Annotated in this window: 27 protein-coding genes; 11 read left to right on the top strand and 16 right to left on the bottom strand. The window is 49.5% G+C overall.

Translation table 11 applies throughout. From position 1 onward, the window contains the following. Positions 1-512: 512 nt before the first annotated feature. Entirely contained in the window at positions 513-896 is a 384-nt protein-coding gene (locus ACK5LI_RS16550) for a hypothetical protein (RefSeq protein WP_416951422.1), read from the top strand. Positions 897-978: 82 nt separating this feature from the next. Here the strand turns inward: ACK5LI_RS16550 and ettA are convergent, their stop codons facing one another. Continuing rightward, on the bottom strand, positions 979-2,664 hold the full coding sequence (gene ettA / locus ACK5LI_RS16545; protein WP_416951420.1) for an energy-dependent translational throttle protein EttA: 1,686 nt from the start codon (positions 2,662-2,664) through the stop codon (positions 979-981). Positions 2,665-2,841: 177 nt separating this feature from the next. On the opposite strand from ettA, the gene ACK5LI_RS16540 reads away from it, so the two are divergent. After that, complete coding sequence (locus ACK5LI_RS16540; protein ID WP_416951418.1) at positions 2,842-3,213, top strand: GrlR family regulatory protein; 372 nt, start codon at positions 2,842-2,844, stop codon at positions 3,211-3,213. A gap of 68 nt (positions 3,214-3,281) precedes the next feature. Here ACK5LI_RS16540 and ACK5LI_RS16535 read toward each other — a convergent pair whose 3' ends face one another. From ACK5LI_RS16535 to ACK5LI_RS16505, 7 genes are all read right to left on the bottom strand, one after another. Next, positions 3,282-5,465 carry a methyl-accepting chemotaxis protein gene (locus ACK5LI_RS16535; protein WP_416951416.1) on the bottom strand — a complete coding sequence of 728 codons (2,184 nt, stop codon included), beginning with the start codon at positions 5,463-5,465 and terminating at the stop codon, positions 3,282-3,284. A 426-nt stretch (positions 5,466-5,891) separates the two neighbouring features. After that, the gene (locus tag ACK5LI_RS16530) at positions 5,892-6,992 is read right to left on the bottom strand and encodes an HD domain-containing phosphohydrolase (protein WP_416951414.1); all 1,101 of its coding nucleotides are present in this window, start codon (positions 6,990-6,992) and stop codon (positions 5,892-5,894) included. 1 nt (position 6,993) lies between these two features. Then, positions 6,994-9,903 carry a response regulator gene (locus ACK5LI_RS16525; protein ID WP_416951412.1) on the bottom strand — a complete coding sequence of 970 codons (2,910 nt, stop codon included), beginning with the start codon at positions 9,901-9,903 and terminating at the stop codon, positions 6,994-6,996. Beyond that, a complete protein-coding gene (locus tag ACK5LI_RS16520) occupies positions 9,873-10,442 on the bottom strand; it encodes a SpoIIE family protein phosphatase (protein WP_416951410.1) in 570 nt (189 codons plus the stop codon). Before ACK5LI_RS16520 ends, ACK5LI_RS16525 begins: the two co-directional genes overlap by 31 nt. Before the next feature lie 8 nt (positions 10,443-10,450). Further along, a complete protein-coding gene (locus tag ACK5LI_RS16515) occupies positions 10,451-10,861 on the bottom strand; it encodes an anti-sigma regulatory factor (RefSeq protein WP_416951408.1) in 411 nt (136 codons plus the stop codon). Next, positions 10,845-11,294, bottom strand: coding sequence for an STAS domain-containing protein (locus ACK5LI_RS16510; protein WP_416951406.1), 450 nt, complete (start codon positions 11,292-11,294; stop codon positions 10,845-10,847). Before ACK5LI_RS16510 ends, ACK5LI_RS16515 begins: the two co-directional genes overlap by 17 nt. Positions 11,295-11,299: 5 nt before the next feature. Then, positions 11,300-12,097 carry a PAS domain-containing protein gene (locus ACK5LI_RS16505; RefSeq protein WP_416951404.1) on the bottom strand — a complete coding sequence of 266 codons (798 nt, stop codon included), beginning with the start codon at positions 12,095-12,097 and terminating at the stop codon, positions 11,300-11,302. A gap of 624 nt (positions 12,098-12,721) precedes the next feature. On the opposite strand from ACK5LI_RS16505, the gene rnk reads away from it, so the two are divergent. The 5 genes from rnk (at position 12,722) to ACK5LI_RS16480 (ending at position 17,906) form a co-directional block, all read left to right on the top strand. Beyond that, entirely contained in the window at positions 12,722-13,135 is a 414-nt protein-coding gene (gene rnk, locus ACK5LI_RS16500; protein WP_416951402.1) for a nucleoside diphosphate kinase regulator, read from the top strand. Between the two features lie 84 nt (positions 13,136-13,219). Continuing rightward, positions 13,220-14,278: a lipid II:glycine glycyltransferase FemX gene (locus ACK5LI_RS16495; RefSeq protein ID WP_416951400.1), complete on the top strand. Its 1,059-nt coding sequence runs from the start codon at positions 13,220-13,222 to the stop codon at positions 14,276-14,278. Positions 14,279-14,606: 328 nt separating this feature from the next. Further along, the gene (locus tag ACK5LI_RS16490; protein ID WP_416951398.1) at positions 14,607-15,002 is read left to right on the top strand and encodes an HIT family protein; all 396 of its coding nucleotides are present in this window, start codon (positions 14,607-14,609) and stop codon (positions 15,000-15,002) included. Positions 15,003-15,460: 458 nt separating this feature from the next. Further along, entirely contained in the window at positions 15,461-16,474 is a 1,014-nt protein-coding gene (locus ACK5LI_RS16485) for an acyltransferase (protein WP_416951396.1), read from the top strand. 907 nt (positions 16,475-17,381) lie between these two features. Further along, complete coding sequence (locus tag ACK5LI_RS16480) at positions 17,382-17,906, top strand: GlcG/HbpS family heme-binding protein (RefSeq protein ID WP_416951394.1); 525 nt, start codon at positions 17,382-17,384, stop codon at positions 17,904-17,906. A 97-nt stretch (positions 17,907-18,003) separates the two neighbouring features. Here ACK5LI_RS16480 and ACK5LI_RS16475 read toward each other — a convergent pair whose 3' ends face one another. Continuing rightward, positions 18,004-18,219 (bottom strand): hypothetical protein, encoded by a 216-nt coding sequence (locus ACK5LI_RS16475; RefSeq protein WP_416951392.1) that lies wholly within the window; start codon positions 18,217-18,219, stop codon positions 18,004-18,006. Between the two features lie 115 nt (positions 18,220-18,334). Between ACK5LI_RS16475 and ACK5LI_RS16470 the strand changes: the two genes are divergently transcribed. Together ACK5LI_RS16470 and ACK5LI_RS16465 are read left to right on the top strand one after the other, a co-directional pair. After that, positions 18,335-18,589, top strand: coding sequence for a hypothetical protein (locus ACK5LI_RS16470; protein WP_416951390.1), 255 nt, complete (start codon positions 18,335-18,337; stop codon positions 18,587-18,589). After that, complete coding sequence (locus tag ACK5LI_RS16465) at positions 18,586-18,897, top strand: hypothetical protein (RefSeq protein ID WP_416951388.1); 312 nt, start codon at positions 18,586-18,588, stop codon at positions 18,895-18,897. The genes ACK5LI_RS16470 and ACK5LI_RS16465 overlap by 4 nt, the downstream gene beginning before the upstream one ends. A 20-nt stretch (positions 18,898-18,917) precedes the next feature. Here the strand turns inward: ACK5LI_RS16465 and ACK5LI_RS16460 are convergent, their stop codons facing one another. From ACK5LI_RS16460 to ACK5LI_RS16430, 7 genes are all read right to left on the bottom strand, one after another. Further along, positions 18,918-19,127, bottom strand: a complete 210-nt coding sequence (locus tag ACK5LI_RS16460) for a hypothetical protein (protein ID WP_416951386.1) — start codon at positions 19,125-19,127, stop codon at positions 18,918-18,920. Beyond that, positions 19,117-19,359, bottom strand: coding sequence for a hypothetical protein (locus ACK5LI_RS16455; protein ID WP_416951384.1), 243 nt, complete (start codon positions 19,357-19,359; stop codon positions 19,117-19,119). Before ACK5LI_RS16455 ends, ACK5LI_RS16460 begins: the two co-directional genes overlap by 11 nt. Next, the gene (locus tag ACK5LI_RS16450; protein WP_416951383.1) at positions 19,352-19,489 is read right to left on the bottom strand and encodes a hypothetical protein; all 138 of its coding nucleotides are present in this window, start codon (positions 19,487-19,489) and stop codon (positions 19,352-19,354) included. The genes ACK5LI_RS16455 and ACK5LI_RS16450 overlap by 8 nt, the downstream gene beginning before the upstream one ends. Next, positions 19,477-19,752, bottom strand: a complete 276-nt coding sequence (locus ACK5LI_RS16445) for a hypothetical protein (protein WP_416951381.1) — start codon at positions 19,750-19,752, stop codon at positions 19,477-19,479. Before ACK5LI_RS16445 ends, ACK5LI_RS16450 begins: the two co-directional genes overlap by 13 nt. A 17-nt stretch (positions 19,753-19,769) precedes the next feature. Beyond that, positions 19,770-19,994, bottom strand: a complete 225-nt coding sequence (locus ACK5LI_RS16440; protein WP_416951379.1) for a hypothetical protein — start codon at positions 19,992-19,994, stop codon at positions 19,770-19,772. Continuing rightward, a complete protein-coding gene (locus ACK5LI_RS16435) occupies positions 19,987-20,463 on the bottom strand; it encodes a phage regulatory CII family protein (protein ID WP_416951377.1) in 477 nt (158 codons plus the stop codon). The genes ACK5LI_RS16440 and ACK5LI_RS16435 overlap by 8 nt, the downstream gene beginning before the upstream one ends. A gap of 128 nt (positions 20,464-20,591) precedes the next feature. Beyond that, entirely contained in the window at positions 20,592-20,852 is a 261-nt protein-coding gene (locus tag ACK5LI_RS16430) for a helix-turn-helix domain-containing protein (RefSeq protein ID WP_416951375.1), read from the bottom strand. Between the two features lie 112 nt (positions 20,853-20,964). Between ACK5LI_RS16430 and ACK5LI_RS16425 the strand changes: the two genes are divergently transcribed. Further along, positions 20,965-21,387 (top strand): hypothetical protein, encoded by a 423-nt coding sequence (locus ACK5LI_RS16425; RefSeq protein WP_416951373.1) that lies wholly within the window; start codon positions 20,965-20,967, stop codon positions 21,385-21,387. Positions 21,388-21,484: 97 nt separating this feature from the next. Further along, the gene (locus ACK5LI_RS16420; protein ID WP_416951371.1) at positions 21,485-21,958 is read left to right on the top strand and encodes a hypothetical protein; all 474 of its coding nucleotides are present in this window, start codon (positions 21,485-21,487) and stop codon (positions 21,956-21,958) included. Positions 21,959-22,050: the final 92 nt, after the last annotated feature.

Genomic DNA, 22,050 nt, shown 5'->3' with positions numbered 1-22,050 from the left:
TTCCCTATTCTTGCTACACTTTTTTCATTTATTTCCAACACGTTATTCATAGCCACAGTATCATTGTTCCTTGTTATAGATCTCGTGCGTAACTTCGTTACGTATAATAAGAACAAACAGTTTTACCCAATGCTCTCCGCTTACGGAGTAATGCCCCCATTACACTGGTACGAAAAGCTGCTTATCCGCCTGAGGCTGTTTACGCCTGCTGTACAAGCCATGACAAAGCATGACAGTAAAGCTGTCCACTGGCCCGTTTTACTTTTTGCATTATGTTTCCTGTGAATCTGGCTTTGTTGTTGCACTCCTCTGCCATTCCTCTTACACACGCACCAACCCAAACAGAATTCCAGACGCCCGCCAGCCTCGTCCCCACAGTCCCCTTCACTGATACCACCCAAGCCCCCTCTAGCCTTGCTCATGCAGGTAGTCCCCTAACCACAACGCACAAAATACTTTTTACAAATGCTGGCTACAGAGGGAGCTCTTCGGCTGGTCTGCAAAGAATTATCATGACAGTCCGCCACGCCTATGCAAAGCAGCCTGCGCACCCCATTGCCATTACCCTGCACGGAACGGCAGACAAAAGTGTACGCAAAGCGGTTACAGTCTATGACGGAAGCATGGGCCAAATTGACACAACGTTCAGTATTCCGGAAACAAACGACGTAGTAAGCCTTAGCCTGCAAAAAGGAGCAGCTGTCACAAACCTGCAACTTGCGGCTTTAAGGGCCTATTGGGTTTTTCAATACCTGCAAAACGGCCTGGCAGATATCCCTGTCACATACATACTCAGCGCAAAAGAATACAAACGTTACAACGAACTGAAGCGTTCGTGTGTTATCAACATAGAGCAACTACCTGAAATACAGACTTCGGACGGCAGTCTGCCCTAAGTGGCTAGCCAAAACAAAACGAGAGGACGCCAGGGCGCCCTCTCGTTATTATTGTACAACGCAGCATTACAGCTGCTGCAACTTAGCGGGTAAGCTTGCGGTACTTGATGCGATGAGGCTGATCCGCATCTTTGCCGAGGCGACGCTTTCTGTCTGCATCATACTCAGAATAGTTGCCTTCGTAGAAGACAACTTGCGAGTCACCTTCAAAAGCCATGATGTGGGTTGCAATACGGTCAAGGAACCAGCGGTCGTGGCTGATAACCATCACGCAACCTGCAAAGTTATCTAATGCGTCTTCAAGTGCACGCATGGTGTTCACATCAAGGTCGTTGGTAGGTTCGTCAAGCAGCAGAACGTTTGCACCGGATTTAAGCATACGGGCAAGATGAACTCTGTTACGCTCACCGCCGGAAAGAACATCAACCTTTTTCTGCTGGTCTGCGCCTGTAAGTCCGAGGCGCGAGCAGTAAGCACGGCTGTTCACTTCCCTGTTGCCCAGCTTGATGGTTTCATAACCTTCACTGATCACTTCAAACACGGTCTTACCGGCTTCCAAAGAACCACGTCCCTGATCGGCGTAAGCAAACGTTACAGTCTCGCCTACCTTAAGAGTACCGGCATCGGGCTGTTCTTCCCCTACCAGCATCTTGAACATGGTAGACTTACCGGCGCCGTTAGGTCCGACAATACCTACAATGGCGTTGGGCGGAATAATAAAATCGGCACCATCCACAAGCAGCTTGTCGCCCATGGACTTGCAAAGACCTTCAGCCTGAACAACTACTTTACCAAGACGCGGTCCCGGGGGAATGTAGATTTCAAGATCCTTGGAATGTTTTTCTGACTCGTGGCTCAGCATAGCCTCGTATGCGTTGATACGAGCCTTGGATTTGGCATGACGCCCCTTGGGGGACATACGAATCCACTCAAGTTCACGCTCAAGGGTCTTTTTACGTTCTGCTTCAGACCGTTCTTCTGTGGCAATACGCTTTTCCTTCTCTTCCAGCCAGCTGGAGTAGTTGCCCTTCCACGGAATGCCGCGGCCACGGTCAAGTTCCAGAATCCAGCCCGCAACGTTATCAAGGAAGTAACGGTCGTGGGTAACGGCGATGACTGTGCCCGGGAAGCTCTGCAGAAAGCGTTCAAGCCATGCAACAGACTCTGCATCAAGATGGTTGGTGGGTTCGTCAAGCAGCAGGATATCGGGGTTCTGCAGCAGCAGACGGCACAAAGCCACGCGACGTTTTTCACCACCGGAAATAACGGAAACAGAAGTATCAGCAGGCGGACAACGCAACGCGTCCATAGCCATCTCAAGGCGGGAATCAATGTCCCACGCCCCCTTGGCGTCCATCAGTTCCTGCACTTCTGCCTGACGGGTAATCAGTGCATCCATTTCTTCCGGTTCCATGGGCTCTGCAAACTTGGCATTGATCTCGTTGAATTCATTCACCAGTTGCATTACTTCGCCTACGCCTTCTTCCACAACCTCGCGTACTGTGCGGGTTTCATTCTGCAGCGGCTCCTGCTCCAGATAGCCGATGGTAAACCCCGGTGAAAGAACAGTCTTACCGTCAAAGGCCTGATCGACTCCGGCAAGAATCTTCAGCAGCGAAGACTTACCGGAACCGTTAAGGCCCAGCACGCCGATCTTGGCGCCGTAAAAATACGAAAGCGAAATATCCTTAAGAACTTCCTTCTGGCCGTGTCGCTTGGACACCCTGACCATGGAGTAAATAATCTTATCCGGTTCATTATTGCTCATTTCACTCACCTTGTTGAAAAATAATACCGCACAGGCGGCTCTATGTGCTTATGCACTTACAATCAGTATGTCCAGCCACCTATAGCTGACGTCTTGCCCACAAGCAAATCGAAACACCGGTACAAAAATAAGGTTGCAACCGAGACAATATGAATGCAATGCGCTACAGGGTAGCCTATGAGCATTACAAAAGAACAAAGCAGCAGCCTGCCGCGAGACGGGAACTACCAGATACGATGCGTAGCCGGAACCTATGAAGAAACGGGGACGGCAATCCTGCAACACGGCACTCTGCAAGGAACCACCGCACATAATTCGTTTACAGGCGAACTACGGCAACGCGGTGAAGGGATAACGGGAAGATTGGATATAGTCCGTACCGGATCACCGGAACATATGGGACTTGGCAGGTTTAAAACCGCACCGCTAACACTGCAAGGCCATAGCATTCAAGATAACGGCTTTCACCTTGCAGGCACCGCAAACGGCCACACCGTAATCCGCATAGAAATATTCCTGCATTACCAAGGTCCGCTTCAATCCGGCTAGTTATATAATGCAAAAGCCCCGCACTGCGACATGCACAATGCGGGGCTTTATAGACAGTTCTGAGGCTGTTATTTATCTGTCAGCTCACTGATCAGCTCCCGCAGTTCTCCTGCAAGCTCTGCAAGCTCCCGCACAGCCTGATTACTTTGCTGCATGGCCTGTGCAACATCAAAAGCGATCTGGCTAACTTCATCTGTCGCTCTGGTAATTTCTTCCGCCACAGCGGATTGTTCTTCTGCGCTGGTGGCAATAGCCCGAACCTGATCAGCTGTTGTTTCCGCATAACCGACGATTTTCGCCAGTTCACTTTGTGAGTTGTTCGCATATTCCGTACTGCGCATGATTGCCTCTACAGCCTGATCTGTTGAAGCAATACTTACCTGTGTTCCGTTCTGAATCGAACTGACGGCGTTACTTACTTCGCTGGTGGCGACCATCGTTTTTTCTGCAAGCTTGCGAACCTCATCTGCAACAACGGCAAAGCCCCGTCCGGCGTCCCCTGCACGGGCGGCTTCAATGGCAGCATTCAGGGCAAGCAGGTTCGTCTGGTCTGCAATGTCTGAAATAACGCTCATAATACCGCCGATTCCTTGAGCTTGGTCACCAAGCTGAGCCATATGTTCTTTAAGCCCCTTGGCCGCTCTCTCTGCCAGTTGAATGGAGTCGATCAACTGCCCCACAACGCTGCTCCCCTCATGGGCACTGGTTCTGCTGTTTTCCGCATTATCGGCAGCATACGAAGCGTTCTGTGCCACTTCTAACACCGTTGCGTTCATTTGTTCCATCGCGGTAGCAGTTTCGCCAACGCGCTCCCGTTGGGTATCAGTTCCGTTGCTGGACTGTTCAACCTGCGATGACAGCTCTTCCGCGGCGGAGGCAAGTCTGTCTGCAATATTGGTTGCATTACCGGCAACCTGCATCATTTTCTGCTGACTGGATTTGATGGCAGTCTCATCGAAAACCTGTTCAAAAGCGCCGATGACTTCGCCCGAGTCAGATTTAATCGGCGCTGCAGAATAAGAAATAAGCATCTCTTTACCCAAAGGATGAGCAACCGTACTTCCCGACGTAACGCCGTTGGCTTTCATCGCCCTGTCACAAATACAATCACTCTTCTGGCAGGCATCGGTACGGAACAAGTCGTGACACTTGGTATCCTGCAACTGTGTGGGTTGTTTGTTGCCAAGCTCCGCGCCCTTTTTGTTGATAAAAAGAATGTTGTACTTATTATCCACGCACATAATCGGAGTCGCAATCAGGTCAAAATAAGAAACAATATTGGCCATCAACTGATTGGTTGACGCAAGCAGCCCCTTGTACGCACCGGTAAACTTGCTTTCATCACAAGCCATACGCAACTTGCCCTGCTTAATCTGATCAAGCGAGCCGGACATCTCCTGCACCAGCCGCTCAAGGCTGTCGTTAATCCCCAGCATAGCCTTGGCAACACCTTGTGCAGAAGCCCTGTTCAGCCGGTTTGCTACAGAAAGATCACCCGCAGCGATGCCGGCTGCGACCTCTTCCATCAGTTTAGGCTCACCGCCGATACTGCGGGAGATGCTGCGCCACAAGAGTATCAGCAGGCTGATGTTAAAAACAATGAAGACTCCCAAAGTAGCAAAAAAATAATGACTCATTTTATCTTCATTCTTCTGACTCTCAGCAACCCGCTTACCCGTTCTGGTAAACAGAGATTTATTGAAGCGTCCGACAGCTTCTCCAATCTTCCCTATCCAAAGGTAGTATTCATCATCAAACAATCTGACCAGTTGCTGAACAGTAGACGGATCAATTCTGTCTCTATACGCCTTTCCACCGCCGGTTACAGCTATACGGGCATCAATGGCATTCATCACTTCCGTTTCAATGACCGCCAGTCCGTTTGAAAGATTCTTCGCATCGTTCAGTGCTTTCAGTTCTTCTTTAGTAACCCCAAAGTTCTCAACCTTTTCCATAAAGGAAAATACGGTCCCGTCACTGCGGGCAACTTTACCGTTACTTTCATCCAAAATACGCATGTACGCATCTTTATAACGAACTTCGCCAGTGAGGCCGTACAGGCGGATATTCTCCGTCAACCCTCTGGAGTCACCCGCCATTTCTTCAGAAAGTGCTATCGCCTTTTTTTGCTCAACCAGAGCTTCTTTCTCGGAAGACACGGCGTCTCCGTATTTCAGAAACACCCCGACAACAGCGAAAGACAATAAGAGCATCACGACGATTGAGACTGAAAACAACTGTTTGAGTGACATACGTACTCCCTTGCGGCCTTTTCCGGATTATTCTACTGAACCACAAACAGTAAAAAACCATAGTAAGCACATTGAAGTTACCATCCCGTGCATTTATTTTCTTTTATTTTACGTTACACTTTCAACGCACACGAAAGAAAAGCACATTTAAAAGGGGTTAACGTAACGAACGGCAATATCACGGCACCATACAGTATCCATCATCAAGACGGCACGAAATCGCTCCGGCGTGCTTTATGTTAGAGTTTTTATCACACTCTCTGCCCGTTACTGCGAAGGGCAAGACGGAGCAACGTCAGTAGTAAGGCTACCAACTGAGGAAAAGACAGGCGCGTATAAAAGCAAAAGCCCGTACAGAAAGTGGAAGACAAAACTCATCAACCGCAGCAACATAACAATGATGCCGCACACATAATTCAGGGTAATCTACAAGTCCTCGGACAGTAAGATATCTCGTTCTTCTTCAGAGTCTGCGTATTCTTCAGCTATATCTTTAAAGGAAGAGGCTACGGTAAAAAAGGCATCAACCATCTGCGGGTCAAAGTGTGTTCCTTTACCATCGGCAATGATTCCTACAGCTGCACGATGGCTGAACGGGGGCTTATATGACCTTCTGCTTACTAGAGCATCGTACACGTCTGCTATTGCCATAATCCTGCCTAGCACCGGAATCTGCTCACCGCTCAGGCCTTCAGGATATCCCGTACCGTCCCACTTTTCATGATGGGCATAGATTATATCAAGAGCATGGCGCATAAACGAATTGTCGCCCAGCTGGTCAACTGCAGAACGCAAAGCATCTCTGCCGAGCAGAGTATGCTTTTTCATTTCTTCAAATTCATTGTCCGTAAGCGCGGCAGCTTTCAACAAAATGTCATCCCGCACGCCAACTTTCCCGATGTCATGGAGCGGCGCCGAAGCGTACAGAATATTAATGGTTTCATCGTCCAGTTGCTCTGAATATGCAGGAATCTGCTGCAACTGTTTTGCAAGTTCACGGGCGTAACGCTGGGTGCGCAGAATGTGCCCGCCAGTTTCAGGATCCCGCGTTTCTGCCAACGTTGCCAAACTGCAGATTGTAACACTCTGGGTTTTTTCCAGCTCTCTGGTGCGTTCAGCTACGAGGTCTTCCAGATGATCACGGTGTTTCTTCAATTCCAGCTGGTTATTAACGCGCGACTTAAGAAGTTCAGGTGAAAATGGTTTTCCCACATAGTCCACCGCCCCAAGAGCCAACCCTTTGGCCTCGTTTTTTTTCTCATTCATGGCAGTAAGAAAGATGACGGGAATATCACGCGTATCTTGCGAAGACTTCAACTGGCGACAAACCTCATACCCGTCCATCCCCGGCATCATCACGTCCAGCAGTATAAGGTCAGGTTTATCCCCGCTCACGCTTTCCAATGCTGCAGGCCCATCAAGTGCAACGCGCACTTCGTACGTGTCCCCCAGAGCTTCAACCAGAATATCAATGTTGGCTTCAGTATCATCAACCACCAGAATCACGCATCCGGAATCATACAGCATGTTACGACTCCCTGACTACAATGTTATGTTCATCAAGCAATGTAAGAGCTTCCTTGAACTTGTAGCTGCGCAGCAGACCGGACAGGCTTTCTACAAGTGTTACATGCTCCGGTTCAAGATTACTTGTTGTCAAAGCATGCAAAAGCTCTTTGGCTTGTTTTGGCACTTTTTTTTCAAGAGCCTCACGCAACAATTCAAAAAGCTGGGGCTCGCTCAGTGTCTGCTTCCTGCATTCTCCGGCAGTTCCAGAAGACGGCTTAGCCGCCCCCCCTTGCCTGACCAGTACGTTACTCTCTGAAATTCCGGCAAGAACTGTATCAAGCGAAGTCTGAAGATCTGTCAGCAGGGCCTCAGAAACGCCTCCGGAGGCATGCTTGAGCGCCTGTTCCACTTCAAGCGAAGCGCGCTGCACATCAAAAGCACCTATATTCCCCGAAACACCTTTCAGAGTATGTACTGCAAGCACCGCATCCCGAAACGCTCCGCGCTCAAGCTGGCATTGCAACACGGGTACAAACGTGCCGAACTGCTCCACATAGCGTTGCAGCAGCTGCAGGTATAACTGCCCGTTGGAACAAACTCGTTCCAACCCCTGCTTAACATCCAGACCGGGAAGGTCCGGCAACTCAGTTTCAGACACCTTGCAATCAGATGAATCTACGTTGCGAAGCTGGCGATAGCGCTCCGGCAATGGACGCTTGCCCGCAGGAATCCAGTGAACCAGCGCACGAAACAGCTCCTGATGATTGATAGGCTTTGTCAAATAGTCATTCATTCCGGCAGCCAGAACCTCATCACGAACCCCTGTCATCGCATCTGCGGTCATGGCGATAATAGGAACAGCAACCCTCCTGTTTTCCACTTCCCATTCTCTGATTTTTCTGGCTGCTGTGATGCCTCCCATCACCGGCATCTGCAAATCCATAAGCACGACTTCGAATGGCGGATCATATACTTTCTCACCTGTCAGCATATCCACCGCAACCTTTCCGTGCTCTGCAATATCCACGATAAAGCCTTCTTCCTGCAGCATTTCTGCTGCCACCTGCTGGTTGACGTCATTATCTTCAACCAGACAGATGCGCGCCCCGCGGACAGAGTCAAATCCTTCCGGAGCGATATCTGAAATAAGCCCTTTAATAAGCGGAGCTGACGGCTTACCGAAGACTTCCAGCACGGCATCATACACCATGGATTCTGTAAGCGGCTTAAGCAAAAAACCATTCAAGCCTATTTCAGTGGCCTCCTTAAGCACATCCTCTCGACCATAGGCTGTAACCATAATGATTTTAGGCCGTCGGCGGATACCGTCGTGCTGCAGTATCTGGCGCGATGCTTCCAATCCGTCCATCCCCGGCATCTGCCAATCCATAAAAACAAGGTCATACGGTTTGCTTCCTTCCAGCTCTCTTGTTTTAATTTTGCGGATAGCATCAAGCCCCGTGGAAGCTTTCTCCACATACAAGCCAAATCCTGCGAGGTAGCTTTCTAAAACAATCTGCGAAGACGTATTATCATCCACCACCAGCACATCCATACCGCTAAGCCCCATAGGCAACATGCTACGCGAAAGCTTGGTATCGGGTCTTCTTTGCATACGTACGGTAAAGAAAAACGTACTGCCTTTTCCGTGCTTGCTTTCAACACCGATTGTTCCGCCCATCAGCTCTACCAGCTGCTTGCTGATGGCTAATCCTAGCCCTGTTCCGCCATACTGGCGCGTGGTAGATGAGTCGGCCTGGTGGAATGAAAGAAAAAGTTTTTTCTGCTGTTCTTCTGTCAGCCCTATTCCGGTGTCAGACACTGCAAATCGTATAAAAACGCTGTCGTCAAATTCTTCTTCCAGCGCTATGCGGACAGCCACTTCCCCATGTTCGGTAAATTTTACAGCGTTATTCGTCAGGTTAAGCAACACCTGCCCTAAGCGAAGCGGATCACCTTTTAAATTTGCAGGAACGTCCTTATCCTGAAAAAACAAAAGCTCAAGGCCTTTCTCCTGCGCTTTCATGCTCACAAGGTTAGAAAGGTTGAACAGCACTTCATCAAGATTAAACGGTACGGATTCAATATCCAGCTTGCCGGCTTCGATCTTTGAAAAATCCAGTATGTCGTTGATGATACCCAGCAGGCTCTGAGCTGCTGCGTGGACTTTTTCTGCAAACCCTCTTTGCCGTTCAGTTAGTCCGGTCTTCAGTAACAAGTGGTTCATACCGATGATGGCGTTCATGGGTGTGCGGATTTCATGGCTCATGTTTGCCAGAAAATCGCTTTTAGCCCGCGTAGCTGACTCCGCCTCTTTCTTCGCCTCAGCAAGGGCATCCATCATCTCCACCATGTCCTGCTTTGCACGCGCCAGTTCGTCTACTTGTTCTGCCAAAGCCTTCTGGGCCATCTCCGAGCTATGCCTTGCATCCTCAGCTTCCTTTGCAAGGCGCTTTAATTCGGTATTTTTACTCAGCAGGTCAGACAGCAACTCTTCTCTGGAAAGTTGAGAAAGCCTTGTCCGCGCCTCTGAAATCGCAGAGTCTTCGGGGTAATGTGATGAGTCATTGAACGCTTTAAAGCCATAGAACTGCGGCGTACATCCGCCGCCTTCCTCACACGTAACAGCATCAAAGAAATGCCCTGCTGATTGTGCCCATTCAACCGGAGCAGACGGCCTGATGGATATGCTCAAACCATGACCGATCTCCTGCTCAAGCAATTCAAGGCAAACATCAGCGCATCCGCCGTTTGTCAGGCAGGAGCGGGATAATTCACTGAACACACTGCACAAACGGGCTGTTTGAATTGCACCAAACCCCAGCTTGTCAGCCACAAAAGCTATTTTTTCAGTACTCTCCCGCAGTGCAGGAGTCGTAACTTTCAAAGTGCCCAGTTTCACAGTATGCCAAACCTCAATGCAATACATGAAGCATCATCATTACCTTTACACAACGCTTCCATACACCGCCTAACAATCTGCTCCGCCCTGCCCGATTCCAGTTCAGGAAAATCCAAAGTATCAAAGTGTTCGCGCAGGCCGTCTGTACTCATCAGCAAGAGGTCTCCGGTCCGCATCTGCACCTGACCGACTTTCGGGGTAGCCATCATGTATCCCAGTACCCCTTCGTTCAGCATCAGCCGCTTGCGGCTACTACCAAACAGCTTCAGACAGACATTACCCACTCCTGCGTACTCTAGCACGCCAGTCTGCAGATCAAGCCTACACACAGACGCAACAGCTCCTTGCGTGCCTTCCAGTGTGTGGTGCAATCTGTGCAACAAAACATCCAGCGGCTGACTGAAATGCTGTTCCAGCCCCGCAAGCGCTCGCATAGCCACCCCATTTGCCCGACAACCATGCCCGAGAGCATCCACCAAGCTGAAAAAACAGTATCTGTCCCAATGGCGCACAAAGCCTATATCGCCCGATTCCTCCATTAGGCCTGCAAAGGGTTTAACCTGCATATAGACATCTACTCGGTGCATCGATTGCTTACCCATTTTTTTGCAACGACAGTTGTGCCCTGCCCTTTGCCGGAACAAACTTCAAAATCATCCATGATGCGTCTGACGCTTGGCAGGCCTAACCCCAACCCCTGCCCTGTGGTAAAATGCTCTTCAAGCGCCAGCCGGACATCTTCAATCCCAGGCCCTGAATCCTTTGCCACTACGGTGAAAACTCTTCCTCCCCCTTCATTGGTGTCGCTTATAGAAACGGCCCCTTTTCCTGCGTATCGGATAATGTTTGTTCCAAGTTCAGAAACGGCAGAAGCGATGAGGTATTGCGTATTCTTGTCAAACCCCATCTGCGCAAGCATATGACGCACGCCACACACTACACGCGCATTGTCAGCCGGTTCACTTACTTCAAACTCCTGACTCACCACTCGCTGCCCCCCTCGCATCAGAACTCTCCTCTATAAGTGCTGGCACGTCCTCATCCTTCGTTTCCGGTTGCTCCTCTACTAACAACCCTGCACCTGACAAGCCCCGAATCATCTCCAGACCATCTTCCATTGTCCGCACAGTGTTCAGCCCTTCAAGGTCCAATCCTAAATCAACGGCAGTGGATGCGACTCCGGGTTGAAAACCGACAAGCACAAAACGGGCCCCGAGCATCGAGACGGCCTTGGCCATATTCCGCAGCAGTAAAAAGCTGCAGGAATCCACAAAGCTGAGGCCCGATACGTTAAGCAGCACCCCCTTAGCCCCGACCGTGCGCACCTGTGTCAGAATCTCTTTACTCAGGCACTCAAGGGCGTTTGCATCAGGATTTTCACCTGTAGACACAACCATGCATTTTTCCACAATATTCATTACGCTTACTTCTTGGCTGTCACTGTCAGATGATTCAGAGCAAACGCGTCTGACAGCGCATCCTGCAAGGTAGAGTTGGTTGAAACATCACCCAGATCGATCCCCAGCTGTACCAGCGTTTCTGCAACTGCAGGGGAAATACCGGAGATAATGCACTGGCACCCCATCAGCCGGGTCGCCTTAGCCACCTTGATCAGATGATTGGCCACTGCCGTATCAACAGCGGCAACACCCTGAATATCCAGAATAATAACTTTAGCAGAAATCTCCATGATCTTTTCAAGCATCGTGTTCATCATCTGCTGAGCACGTAAAGAATCCACAACGCCTACAACGGGCAGAACAACAATTCTGTCCCACAGCTTTATGGCCGGAGTGGAAATCTCCATAATAGTCCTGCTTTGTTCACGAAGGCGCTCTTCCTGTCGGACCCGTTCTGTAATATCAAGAATATACTCAAGCCCTCCTACGATGTTTCCCTGAGCATCCCTCAGGCTGCCTGCCGTATATTCGATTGGTATAGATGCCCCGTTCACTAAAATTTCATTCCGTACCGTGACCGGTTCATCGCCCTGCAGCGCTCCCCGCATGCGGCAGTCTTCAGTTTTACAGTGCTTCGAGTTGAAAACATCGTAACAACGCTGCCCTTTCAGTTCTGCAAAGTTCTTTTCAGTCAGCGCCTCTCCGGCTTTATTAATGAAGATAATGTTATAATTCGTATCTACGGCCATTACAGGCGTAGGAATCTGCTGCAAAAGGTCAATCGCAAGCTCTTCACTGAATTTTTCTTTATTGTTCTGCATAATAACTCTCCGCGTATTGTTAAAAAACAAAAAATTCGTATTCAATGCATATCAACGCCACACAGCATCACACTATACTAATAAAAACTAGTCTTACTATTCTAATAGTAAATAACAGCACACGAGCACCAACAACTCACACAACTATATCAACAAACACACCAAACCCAAAAAATGTCGATTATAAAGAGAAAACATATTTTTTATCATCTAGCTTTATTGTGACCCTGCGCAGGCACTGACTGAGAAGATTTTTTTAGTCGTCGTACTCAAAATTATTTCAACATATTTATTTTGCAGTTTTAATTTTATTTATTTTTCAATTTGCATTTACCAATACAAGAGGATATAGTGACAGCGTTTTACTTACGCAAAATAATATTTTTTCGTTCTCAACACCCACAACATTGCTTAAAATTATTAAGAGAGACTTCTCGCGGATTTTTTATGACTTGCCTCCTTACTACCTCAAAACTTTACAAAGCAATTTTGCTTTGCCGCGCTGTTGTAACCTGATATCCGCGACATCACTTCTTTACATACTAAGAGGGGGCGTACGCGTACGCCCCCTCTTTTTTATTACACCACATTTATATCAGTGCCGTGCACTACAAAGGATTAATCATGACAAATCAACCTTCTATTGTAATCAGCAGTATCGACGCGGAACGCATAGAGAATCTGCTCGAAACAATCCCCGCAGAAGAATTTCCGCATCAGGAAGCTCTGGAAAATGAACTTACACGGGCAACAATTATAGAACCCCAGAATATTCCCCCCACAGTTGTCACCATGAACTCTACAGTGCGGGTCCAGCTGGGAGATTCCGGAGAGGAAAAAGAACTCAAGCTTGTATACCCCGGAACATTCATCCCCGGGACAGAATGCGTTTCCATTCTCGCCCCCGTAGGTTGTGCCCTGCTGGGACTTTCGGAAGGAGACAAAATGCAATGGGCCCGTCCCGGGGGCGGATCAGTACAGGTAACAGTAAAAAAGGTGATTGATCAGCCCGAGCGTACAAGATTTTACACACTGTAATGCCGGTTTAAATAACGTTATAAAGTCAGCAGCCCTGCCCTTTGCCCGTTACAACGCGAGGGGCAGAACCAGAGGAACGACGACGTGATCAACTTGTCTTTAAAAAATACTTCAGCACTATACCGATCAGAAATTCTCTTTCAGACCCCTTACTGGGCAGAGGTAAAAAACAGGCTTGGGCTCGGGACTCAGGCTTACGACATATCAGGCACCGACTCCCACGGCGACATGCTGGTTATTGTAAAGCAAGTAGGAAAACACAAAATAGCCATGGTGCCGCAAGGTCCGGAAAAGCCTCCGGCAGAAAAGCAGTATGGAGTATTTTTAGAAAACCTGTCCTTTGCCCTTACTGAAGAACTCGGGCCGGACCTTGCTTTCATACGCTATGACCTGCCTTGGGAATCACTGTACGCCGACGAGATGAAAGAAAAAGGCTGGACAGCTTTTCCTGAACCAAGGGTGCGGGAAATGCGTATGAATTTCGGTACTGAATGCTGGAACATCAGAAAGTCGTTCGAAGACATGACTGTTGCCAGCTCTCTGGTTGTGGATATCGGTAAAAGTGAGGATGAAATTTTTGAAAATATGAAGCCGAAAACCCGATATAACATCCGCCTTGCTATACGCAAAGGAGTTACAATCCGGCAGGCAACCATAGACAACCTGCCGGATTTTCATAACCTCTACCACCAGACCGCGCAGCGGAACAGGTTCAGCTCATGCGATCAGGAACACTTCATCGCAATGTTCCACGGGCTTGCGGCAAAGCACAACAACTCGGATTTACTGTTCTTACTGGCGCAGCATGGGGCGGATATTCTGGCAGGTGCTATTATCGGCATCTCGGAAACTGCGGCTAACTTTTTGTATGGAGCTTCAGGCAACATCAAGCGCAACTACATGGCCTCAAGCCTGATGCACTGGAGAGCAATGCAACTATGCAGCCAGAAAGGCTGTACAACATATGAGATGGGGGCAGTTCCGCCAAACTACAACCCTGCTCACCCGTTTCACGGCCTCTACCGCTTTAAAACAGGATTTGGCGGAAGAGTCGTATTACGGTGTGGCTCATGGGACTTCCCCGTCAATCAGGATGCCTACAGAAAAATAGTGAACGCAGAAAGCCTGTATAGAGAGCAGTAATACTGCCAGAAAATAGAAACGCAAGTAAAAGTAAAGTCGCCCTGATGCAAGTGTGGCAACGTCTCATCTTCGCCCGCCTTTCGGACGCGGAGCTTTCTACTTATCAAAACAACGTACGATACAGAGTAATCGGAAATTATACTCAACGACCTGATGTGCAGGGTTTGCCCTTCACCAAACCCTGCGCATTGTTTTGTAATCCGGCAAATACGTTGTAACCGGCATATTGACTCAGCAATGTCGTCGAAGTAGCGTTCTTGACAAATAACCTGCCCTCAACTCTCAGACATCAATATCTGAAGCAGTAAACCCCGCTACGGAGATATCCATGCCTCAAAGCCCTGAGTGTATTTTTTGCAGACTGGCATCAGGTGAAAACGTTGTAGCTACGTATGGCAGTTGCGTTGCTATTCAGGATAAATACCCTGTTACACAGGGGCACCTGCTTATCATCCCCATACGACACGCTTCGGATTACTTCAGCCTGACGCAACAGGAAAAAGCCGATGCAGACGTACTGCTACAGCAGCTTAAAAACGATATTCAACAGCAGGACAGTTCTGTCACAGGATTTAATATCGGAATTAATAACGGATTCGACGCAGGGCAGACAATTTTTCATGCACATATACATCTGATCCCGAGAAGACAAAACGACTGCGACGACCCTACAGGCGGGGTCCGAGGCGTCATACCGGGCAAGAGGAGCTATACTGCAGAGTAACCCCTTCAACGGACTGGCAGCCTGTGGCAAAAGTTTTTGAACAGGCGCCAGCGCTATTCTGCGGGAATATCCGCGCAATACGTATTTACCTTCTTGCAATCGACACCCGACCTAGTCAGCGGACATTTCAATTCTTCCGTATCGCTGCTCCGCACTGCCTTCTGTCATAACGTTGTCATCTTATTCGTTCAAAACAGGAAAGATGGCCTCACATTCTCCCCCCTACGAAAGGCTTCCGGCCGTCACCTGCTGCAGAGGCAATGGTAATTTCTCTTCTGTGAGCTTTCACACTCTCGCCAAGACTGGTATGGAATTATTGTGTATAAGTAAGTCAAACATTCCGGCCGGCACTAGGCCCGCAACGAGACCGCTGCTAATTTTACATCACTAAGGTGGTGCGAATTGCGAAGCTCACAGCAAGCATGTGGAAAACTCGCCACTCATATTCAGGAAAGAGGATGAAAAAACGAATTTTTTTCTTTGACCTAGCACGCTGTCTGGCAGCTACTGCGGTAATCGCCATCCATGTACTTGCGCCGTACCGCAATGAGCTGGGCATTATCTCTTTCGGAGAATGGGTGACTGCCGTCAGCATTAACAGCATCAGCCGCTGGGCGGTACCGGTGTTCATTTTGATTACCGGAGCGTTGCTTCTTAGTGACACACGCCCTTTCAATCTGCGTTACTACATCCGGCGCCGCCTGAGCAAAGTACTGATCCCATTTATAGTCTGGTCACTGTTCTACGCATATTTATCCGGATGGAGTGCTCAAGGATTCGACGCAACGACGGTAAAAGCAGTACTGGCAGACAGCCTGAGTCATGAAACATATTATCATCTTGGTTTTTTCTATTATTTCATTCCGCTGTATTTAGTCATTCCCTTTTTTCAACTGGCAATCCAACAGGCTGATATCAAGTGGATTTATGCTTTTACCTGTGTGTGGTTAATTACAACCTTACTGTTTTTACTCAAAATTGACGGACCGTGGAGTTGGCAGATGTGGCTTTACTCCGGCTACCTGCCACTCGGGTATATCCTGTATAAAAAAATCCCCATTACTTCAGGTACCGTAGCAGCCATAACGTTACTTGGAGTCAGCGCTCTGTCCATTACCATTTATGCCGTAGTCAGTAACAGTCTGGCAAACGAGGAATACACGATAGGCCGGTGGATGTCGTATAAAACGCTCAATGTGGTGTTGGCAGCCTCTATGGTGTTTATGCTGTGCCGGTATTTCGGCGAAAACTTGCCCAAAAAGGTGAGCCAAATAGCCAGCGTTATCAGCAGACACAGCTTAGGAATCTACCTGCTACATCCCATATTCCTTTGGCCGATGAAAGAGTACGGCTGGTATCAAGGGCATCCTGGCTGGGTGATTCCTCTCTGGATTGTAATCAGCGGAAGCGGGGCACTGGCGGTAAGCTGGTTACTTTCATGTTCCCGCAAGACAGCATGGCTTTTACCCTAGTGCCTTTTTGGTAACATGCTCCGACTTATTCTTTTAAGAGGCAGAGTACTTTCGGAATGAGCAGTTAAACCTACTATATTTTGTTAATAGCGCTAACAAATTGAATTTCTGCTCCCGCTTGGAACAATATAAATCTATCTTGCCCAACATTGTCTTGCCTTCCTCAGTATTGTTTGGCAACGGCAAGGTAGTCTTAAAAGCACGTTGAAGTAGCAGGGGATTCAGCCAGCACTGCGGCCTGTTGGGGGTACGGGTTGACATAACGTCCCCAGCCTGAAAGCGTCATCTGCGTCCTCGGTCCAGCAAGTCCACCTTCCGCCCCTGCCCCACGCACCCCATCCCTTAAGATACGCACAGACGAGCATTGCCGCTGGCAGCTCGCTGAACATGGGCAGGCAAACGCGGCAGTCCCGACTACTTTTATTGACAACCTGCCCTCCGGTGTCATCAGCACCATCCCATCGTTGTTGCAGACTGCAATCAGACGATGCTGCTCAAACAGCAGTTACCAGTATCAGAACGTAAATGGAGATGTTCCCACACGCTTATATAATGTCGCAGCCTTGATGCGCACCTTCTCCTGCCAGATGAAGCAGGAAGGCAGCCCGCTGGTTCAGCCATCAGCCTGATAAGTAACGAAGAACATGTTGTGTCAACCTGATTGAAGCACTGTCAGACTGTACAACAGCCAAGCTGAAATCAAGAAAAGCCGTGTTATCATCATAGACTGAGAAGACTGAAAAACTCATCACGCTTTTCCATTATTATTTCACCAGAAAGAGCTTTTGCAATCGCATAACAACATTCTGCTACACAACATATTTTCCTCGAAATATCTTGACACAAAAGAGCATCCACTCTCTTATCACGTATGGTAAATACAAACTAACCTGAAGGAGGCACGCTCATGAAATTTTTATCGAAGGTTCTGCTCGTAGTTGCTCTTGTGCTTAGTTTTAGCAGCATACATGCCGGTGCTGCCGATGTTTCCAAGCTTATGCTGAAGGGTGATCTCACCCTTGAACAGGCACAACGAGTAACGCAGGGGGCTCTCGCAAAGGCTCAGGAGCAAGGAACCCTGATGAACATTGCCATAGTGGATGCAGGGGGAAACTTAAAAAGCTTTGTTCGCATGGACGGAGCTTTTCTAGCCAGTGTTGATATCGCCATGCGCAAAGCAAGAACTGCCCGTTCCTTGAATATGTCTACGCTGGAATTAAGTAAGCTTGCTGCACCAGGAGCGCCTCTTTACGGCATTGAAGTGCTAGATGGCTCTATGGCAATTTTTGGAGGAGGCGAGCTCCTTCTGGATGGTAATGGCGTTATTATCGGTGCAATTGGCGTTAGCGGCAGCTCTGTAGAAAATGACGTGGCGGTTGCAAAGGCTGGCGCAGCTGCACTGTTAAAAACAAAACTAAACAAAACGAATTAACCCGACATGCCCAAAACGCCCCGTCCGGCAACAAGCCGGACGGGGCGTTAGCACCATACACGAACCAGACTATATCTTAAGACATCTCCAAAACTTCCTAATCAATCATCGCCTGAAGTATTGCACTTGCCTCAGTGCCTTCCACACCCAAAGCGCTTCCTAAAGAAGAGAATGAACTATTTTCCAATGTAATGCTTTGCTGAGAAAAAACGCCAGAGGATGAGAAATCAAGGGTGACTCCTCCCGTTCCATTCTCATACAAATCGACGGCCCACCCATCCAGTACATCTGGAAGGGCAAGTCCGTAAGCCATACAGCCCCCTTCGGGGGAAAGTTTATGGGCCGTTCTGGTGACGGTGTTGAAGCTCCCGGCCTTTTTCTATTTTCAGAAAGGGCCCATTCGACATTTACACCAGAAGAGGTGCCCTATGGCACTGCGTATCCACCACGAAAGCGACAGCCGCATCCACGGCCCCGCTTGCCCACTCTCCGGCCCTGCCGCACAGCCGCAGCACTCGGCAGACACCACAACATACGCACAGGCGCTCATTGCCGCTGCCCACTATCTGAACATGGGCAGACAACGCGGCTGCCCCGATCCCCTTTTTGACAACCTGCTCTCCGGCGTTATCGACACCATCACCACCGTTGCAGCAGATCTGCAATCAGGGGGTGCCGCATGAACACCAACTGCCAATACCTGAACGCAGGCGAAGACGTTCCCACACGCTTATATAATGTAGCAGCCTCGCTGCGCGCCCTCTCCAACCTGATGAAGCTGGAAGACAACCCGCTGGCTCCGCTCATGTGCCTGATAGGCAACGAAGTGGAAGACTGCGCCAGCTGGTCTGAAGAACTGCTGGAATTTGCGGAAGCCCTGCCGGACAGCGTTCCCCTGCAAATGGGTACTACGGCACACATCCCCGATGCCGCACCGGCGTATGCCGCCATCCACACACAGGCCACCACGTGCAAAACAACGGCAGACTAGCGCAACAGCGCCGCAGCCGCCTACATAAGGTGCGGCTGCGGCAACACCCGCTCCAGCCCCAGCGCTATTTCTTCTGACAAAACTTCATGCGCAGTTGCTTCCGGCGCGAGAGCCTTTCTGGCAGCCTGCCTTTTGCGGCAGCGGGCCAGACACTCTTTTGCCTCTTCACCATCGGCATAGGGCATGCCGCACAACGGGCATGTATATGAAGTGATGACATCAGGATTCATGTACAACCTCCGCCTCTTGCTGCTCCTTCTTACTTTCCGGATTCTTGACCCAGTACAGGTGCAGATTTTCAGCCTCAAAGGCCTCTATTTCTTCCGGCGTCATAAAATGCCAATGGGCAATGGCCGGATTGCGCGCCATGCGGGATTCGACCTCCCGCACATCCCTTGCCTGAATGCGGGCATGCAGCTGGCTGTTGTCGTCCATCAGCATGCGAATCCAATAATCACGCATTATCGTCTCCTTGCCGGTGCCGGTTGTCCGTTGCGCTGCGAAAGCGCCACGCCAGCCACAAACACACGGCAGCAGCGGCCAACAGCACCACCTGAGGCACGATGAACCACGGATCGGTCAACGCAACCATGACGAACCTCCTGCCGCTTGCCCTGCTTTGCACGTACTTGCCCCGGCTCTGTTCCCATCGTCGCACTCCACACCGTTCTGCTCATTACGTGCCTGCTGCAGCACGGCTCTGTGCCTGTCTCGGATGCGCTGCATCCCCTGCCGGATGTTGACCAGTGCCGCTTTATCCGCAGCATGCAACCCGCGCAGGTTCCAGAAGCGTTCCAACGAGTTGACCAACAACTGGGCCTCTTCCGCCAACACTGCCGAACGATGCAGGCGCATGGGCACCTCCTACCGTGCTACTGCACCGGCGTTTGCCCCGGCATGCCGCCACGCACAGAGGCATACCCGCAAGGCTGTAAGACAAAGCTGGCCCCTGCGGCCTTTCGCAGATTCCACAGGCGGTTTGCCTTTCGCAGGTACAAAAACTCCACAACCTGCTGTGAAATAAACGCCAGCTCAATGGGATTCGGACCTTTCCGTTCTGCATGGATGGTTCGATGAACCTGCTGGCAGTTATCCATTTTCCACCTCCATCAACTTGAGCAGCGCCATTATGGCGGTTACAGCCTCATGCCCTTCACGCAGGATTGCTTTCCGGTCCTGCTCTGTCAGCCTGTTGTCAGAAAGAGCATCCGCCGTTTGGGCCACCAGTTCGCCAAATTCCTTCACGGCAATCAAGCACTGATGCTGTGCCGATGCTTCCACGCACCGGCTTTTCGGCAGACGCACAAACACTCCTCCACGCGCACCGGCTATGTAGTGTGCAGGCAGGTCTGAATTCACAATCTCCATAAGGGGGATGAGCAGTTGCAGGCCGAACTTGTGCGAATCAATAGCGGGATTCAGCTCGTTCATCAGCGTCGGGTAAGCCTTGCCCAACCGTTCCGCCACCTGATCAGCCGTCAGGCCGTTGGGGGCGTGTTTCACCAGATCCTGCAACAGATCCATAAGGTTTTCATACGTACGACGGTTACGACTGGTGGATGTCATGAGAAACCATCCTTCCGATTCTCGGAGCTTGGGTTCGCCGAAATGTGGTAACAAAAATGACCAGAGGCAATTTCCCTTGGATGCCAGTTAGCTAAAGAGGACAGCCACTAGGGTCACGATACAAAGAGTCATGCAACATGCTCTTTCTTCGGCTTTGGCCCCGGCTGTCCGTCACACGGAGTGGGAAGAAGTTCTGCAGGAACGCCAAGCTTAATCAGCGATTCGATATGGACTTTTGGCCGACGCTGGCCTGCAATAATTTTGCCCACATACGAGGTATGGATACCGAGATGAGCTGCCAACTGAGCCTTGCTAACCCCATGAGATACAAGCCAAGCTTCTAACATGGCTTGACGTGTCGGCGTAGATAAGTCTAACTGTAGACGCATCTTGCGAACCTCCATTCGGAAAATGCATATGGCTTATAAGAGACAGGTCTATCTTTTGACGAAAATTTAGCTCAATGCAAGCGAAATTTTCGATTTACGAGGTCTTTTTCCAATGCAATGGGCTGAACAATTTGAAATCATTAAAGAAAGGGCTTGGGAATTTCTTGCAAAAAGGAAAAAGACCCCAAGCTTAGCCCAGCTAGATGAACTTCTAGAAATAACACGTGGGAAAAGCCGCGCATGGGACAAAGGGCAACGCCCAAGCGCTGACGACTTGGAAAAAATTGCTCGGGTATTGGGCTTTGCCCCTTCGTGGCTTTTATTGAGGGAAGGTCCCCCCTTCACCAATGAACAACCTCGAGCACAAGGCAAAAACCACCTAGAAACAGAACTTGGAAAACAGCTGGCAGAAATAGAGGCAGCGTTGCGAAGAGTTGGAGCTTCGGATGCGGAAATCCGTGATGCACTCATCCTACACATCAGCTCTCCGCACAGCTCTAGTGCAGGAGAGCAGAACCGAGCAAAACAGGCTTGAGACAACTGCATAGCACATCCTCTTGCGAGATATGGACAAAATGAGACAAGTCCACATTTAGACTAATTTCAATACTTCGGTCAAAATTTAAGCCATTATGAATGAAAAAAAATCTCCTCTTTGGGAAGAACAATCGAAAACGATTAAAACTTTCTTCCAAGAGCATTTTTCATCTCACGGAAAGAAGTTTAGTCATCAGGCGCTTGCAGATTACCTAGATGCAAGCAAAGGGCGTATTCAAGCATGGTTTGGTGGCCAGCGCCCAAACGCCGATGACTTGCAAATGCTTTCGGAGCGATTTGGATTCAGTCCAAAGTGGCTTTTACTTGGGAAGGGAACTCCTTTTGAGCAAGAACCCGCGAAGCACACTTACAGCAAAGCATCTATACAAAAACCTGAAACTGAACTTGGAAAGCAATTAGCGGAAATTGAAGCAGCCTTGCGAAAAGTTGGGGCCTCAGATGAGGAAATTCGTAAAGCAATGATTGCTCATGTTGGTGCGGGAAAAACCCTAGAAGATGAGGACGCCGCCCAACAGGAGCCAGCCAAGGCCAGCACGGCCACTAGCTAGCCGTGTCACGACGTTACCCATTCTGGTTTCAAGGAATGTTTATTGAGGGTGCTTGGTTTAGCGCCTCTGAATTTACAGATAGATAGCACCAA

It is taken from the genome of Oleidesulfovibrio sp., from assembly GCF_047973035.1.
GTDB lineage: Bacteria > Desulfobacterota > Desulfovibrionia > Desulfovibrionales > Desulfovibrionaceae > Oleidesulfovibrio.
This window is presented reverse-complemented; position numbering and strand designations above follow the sequence as displayed.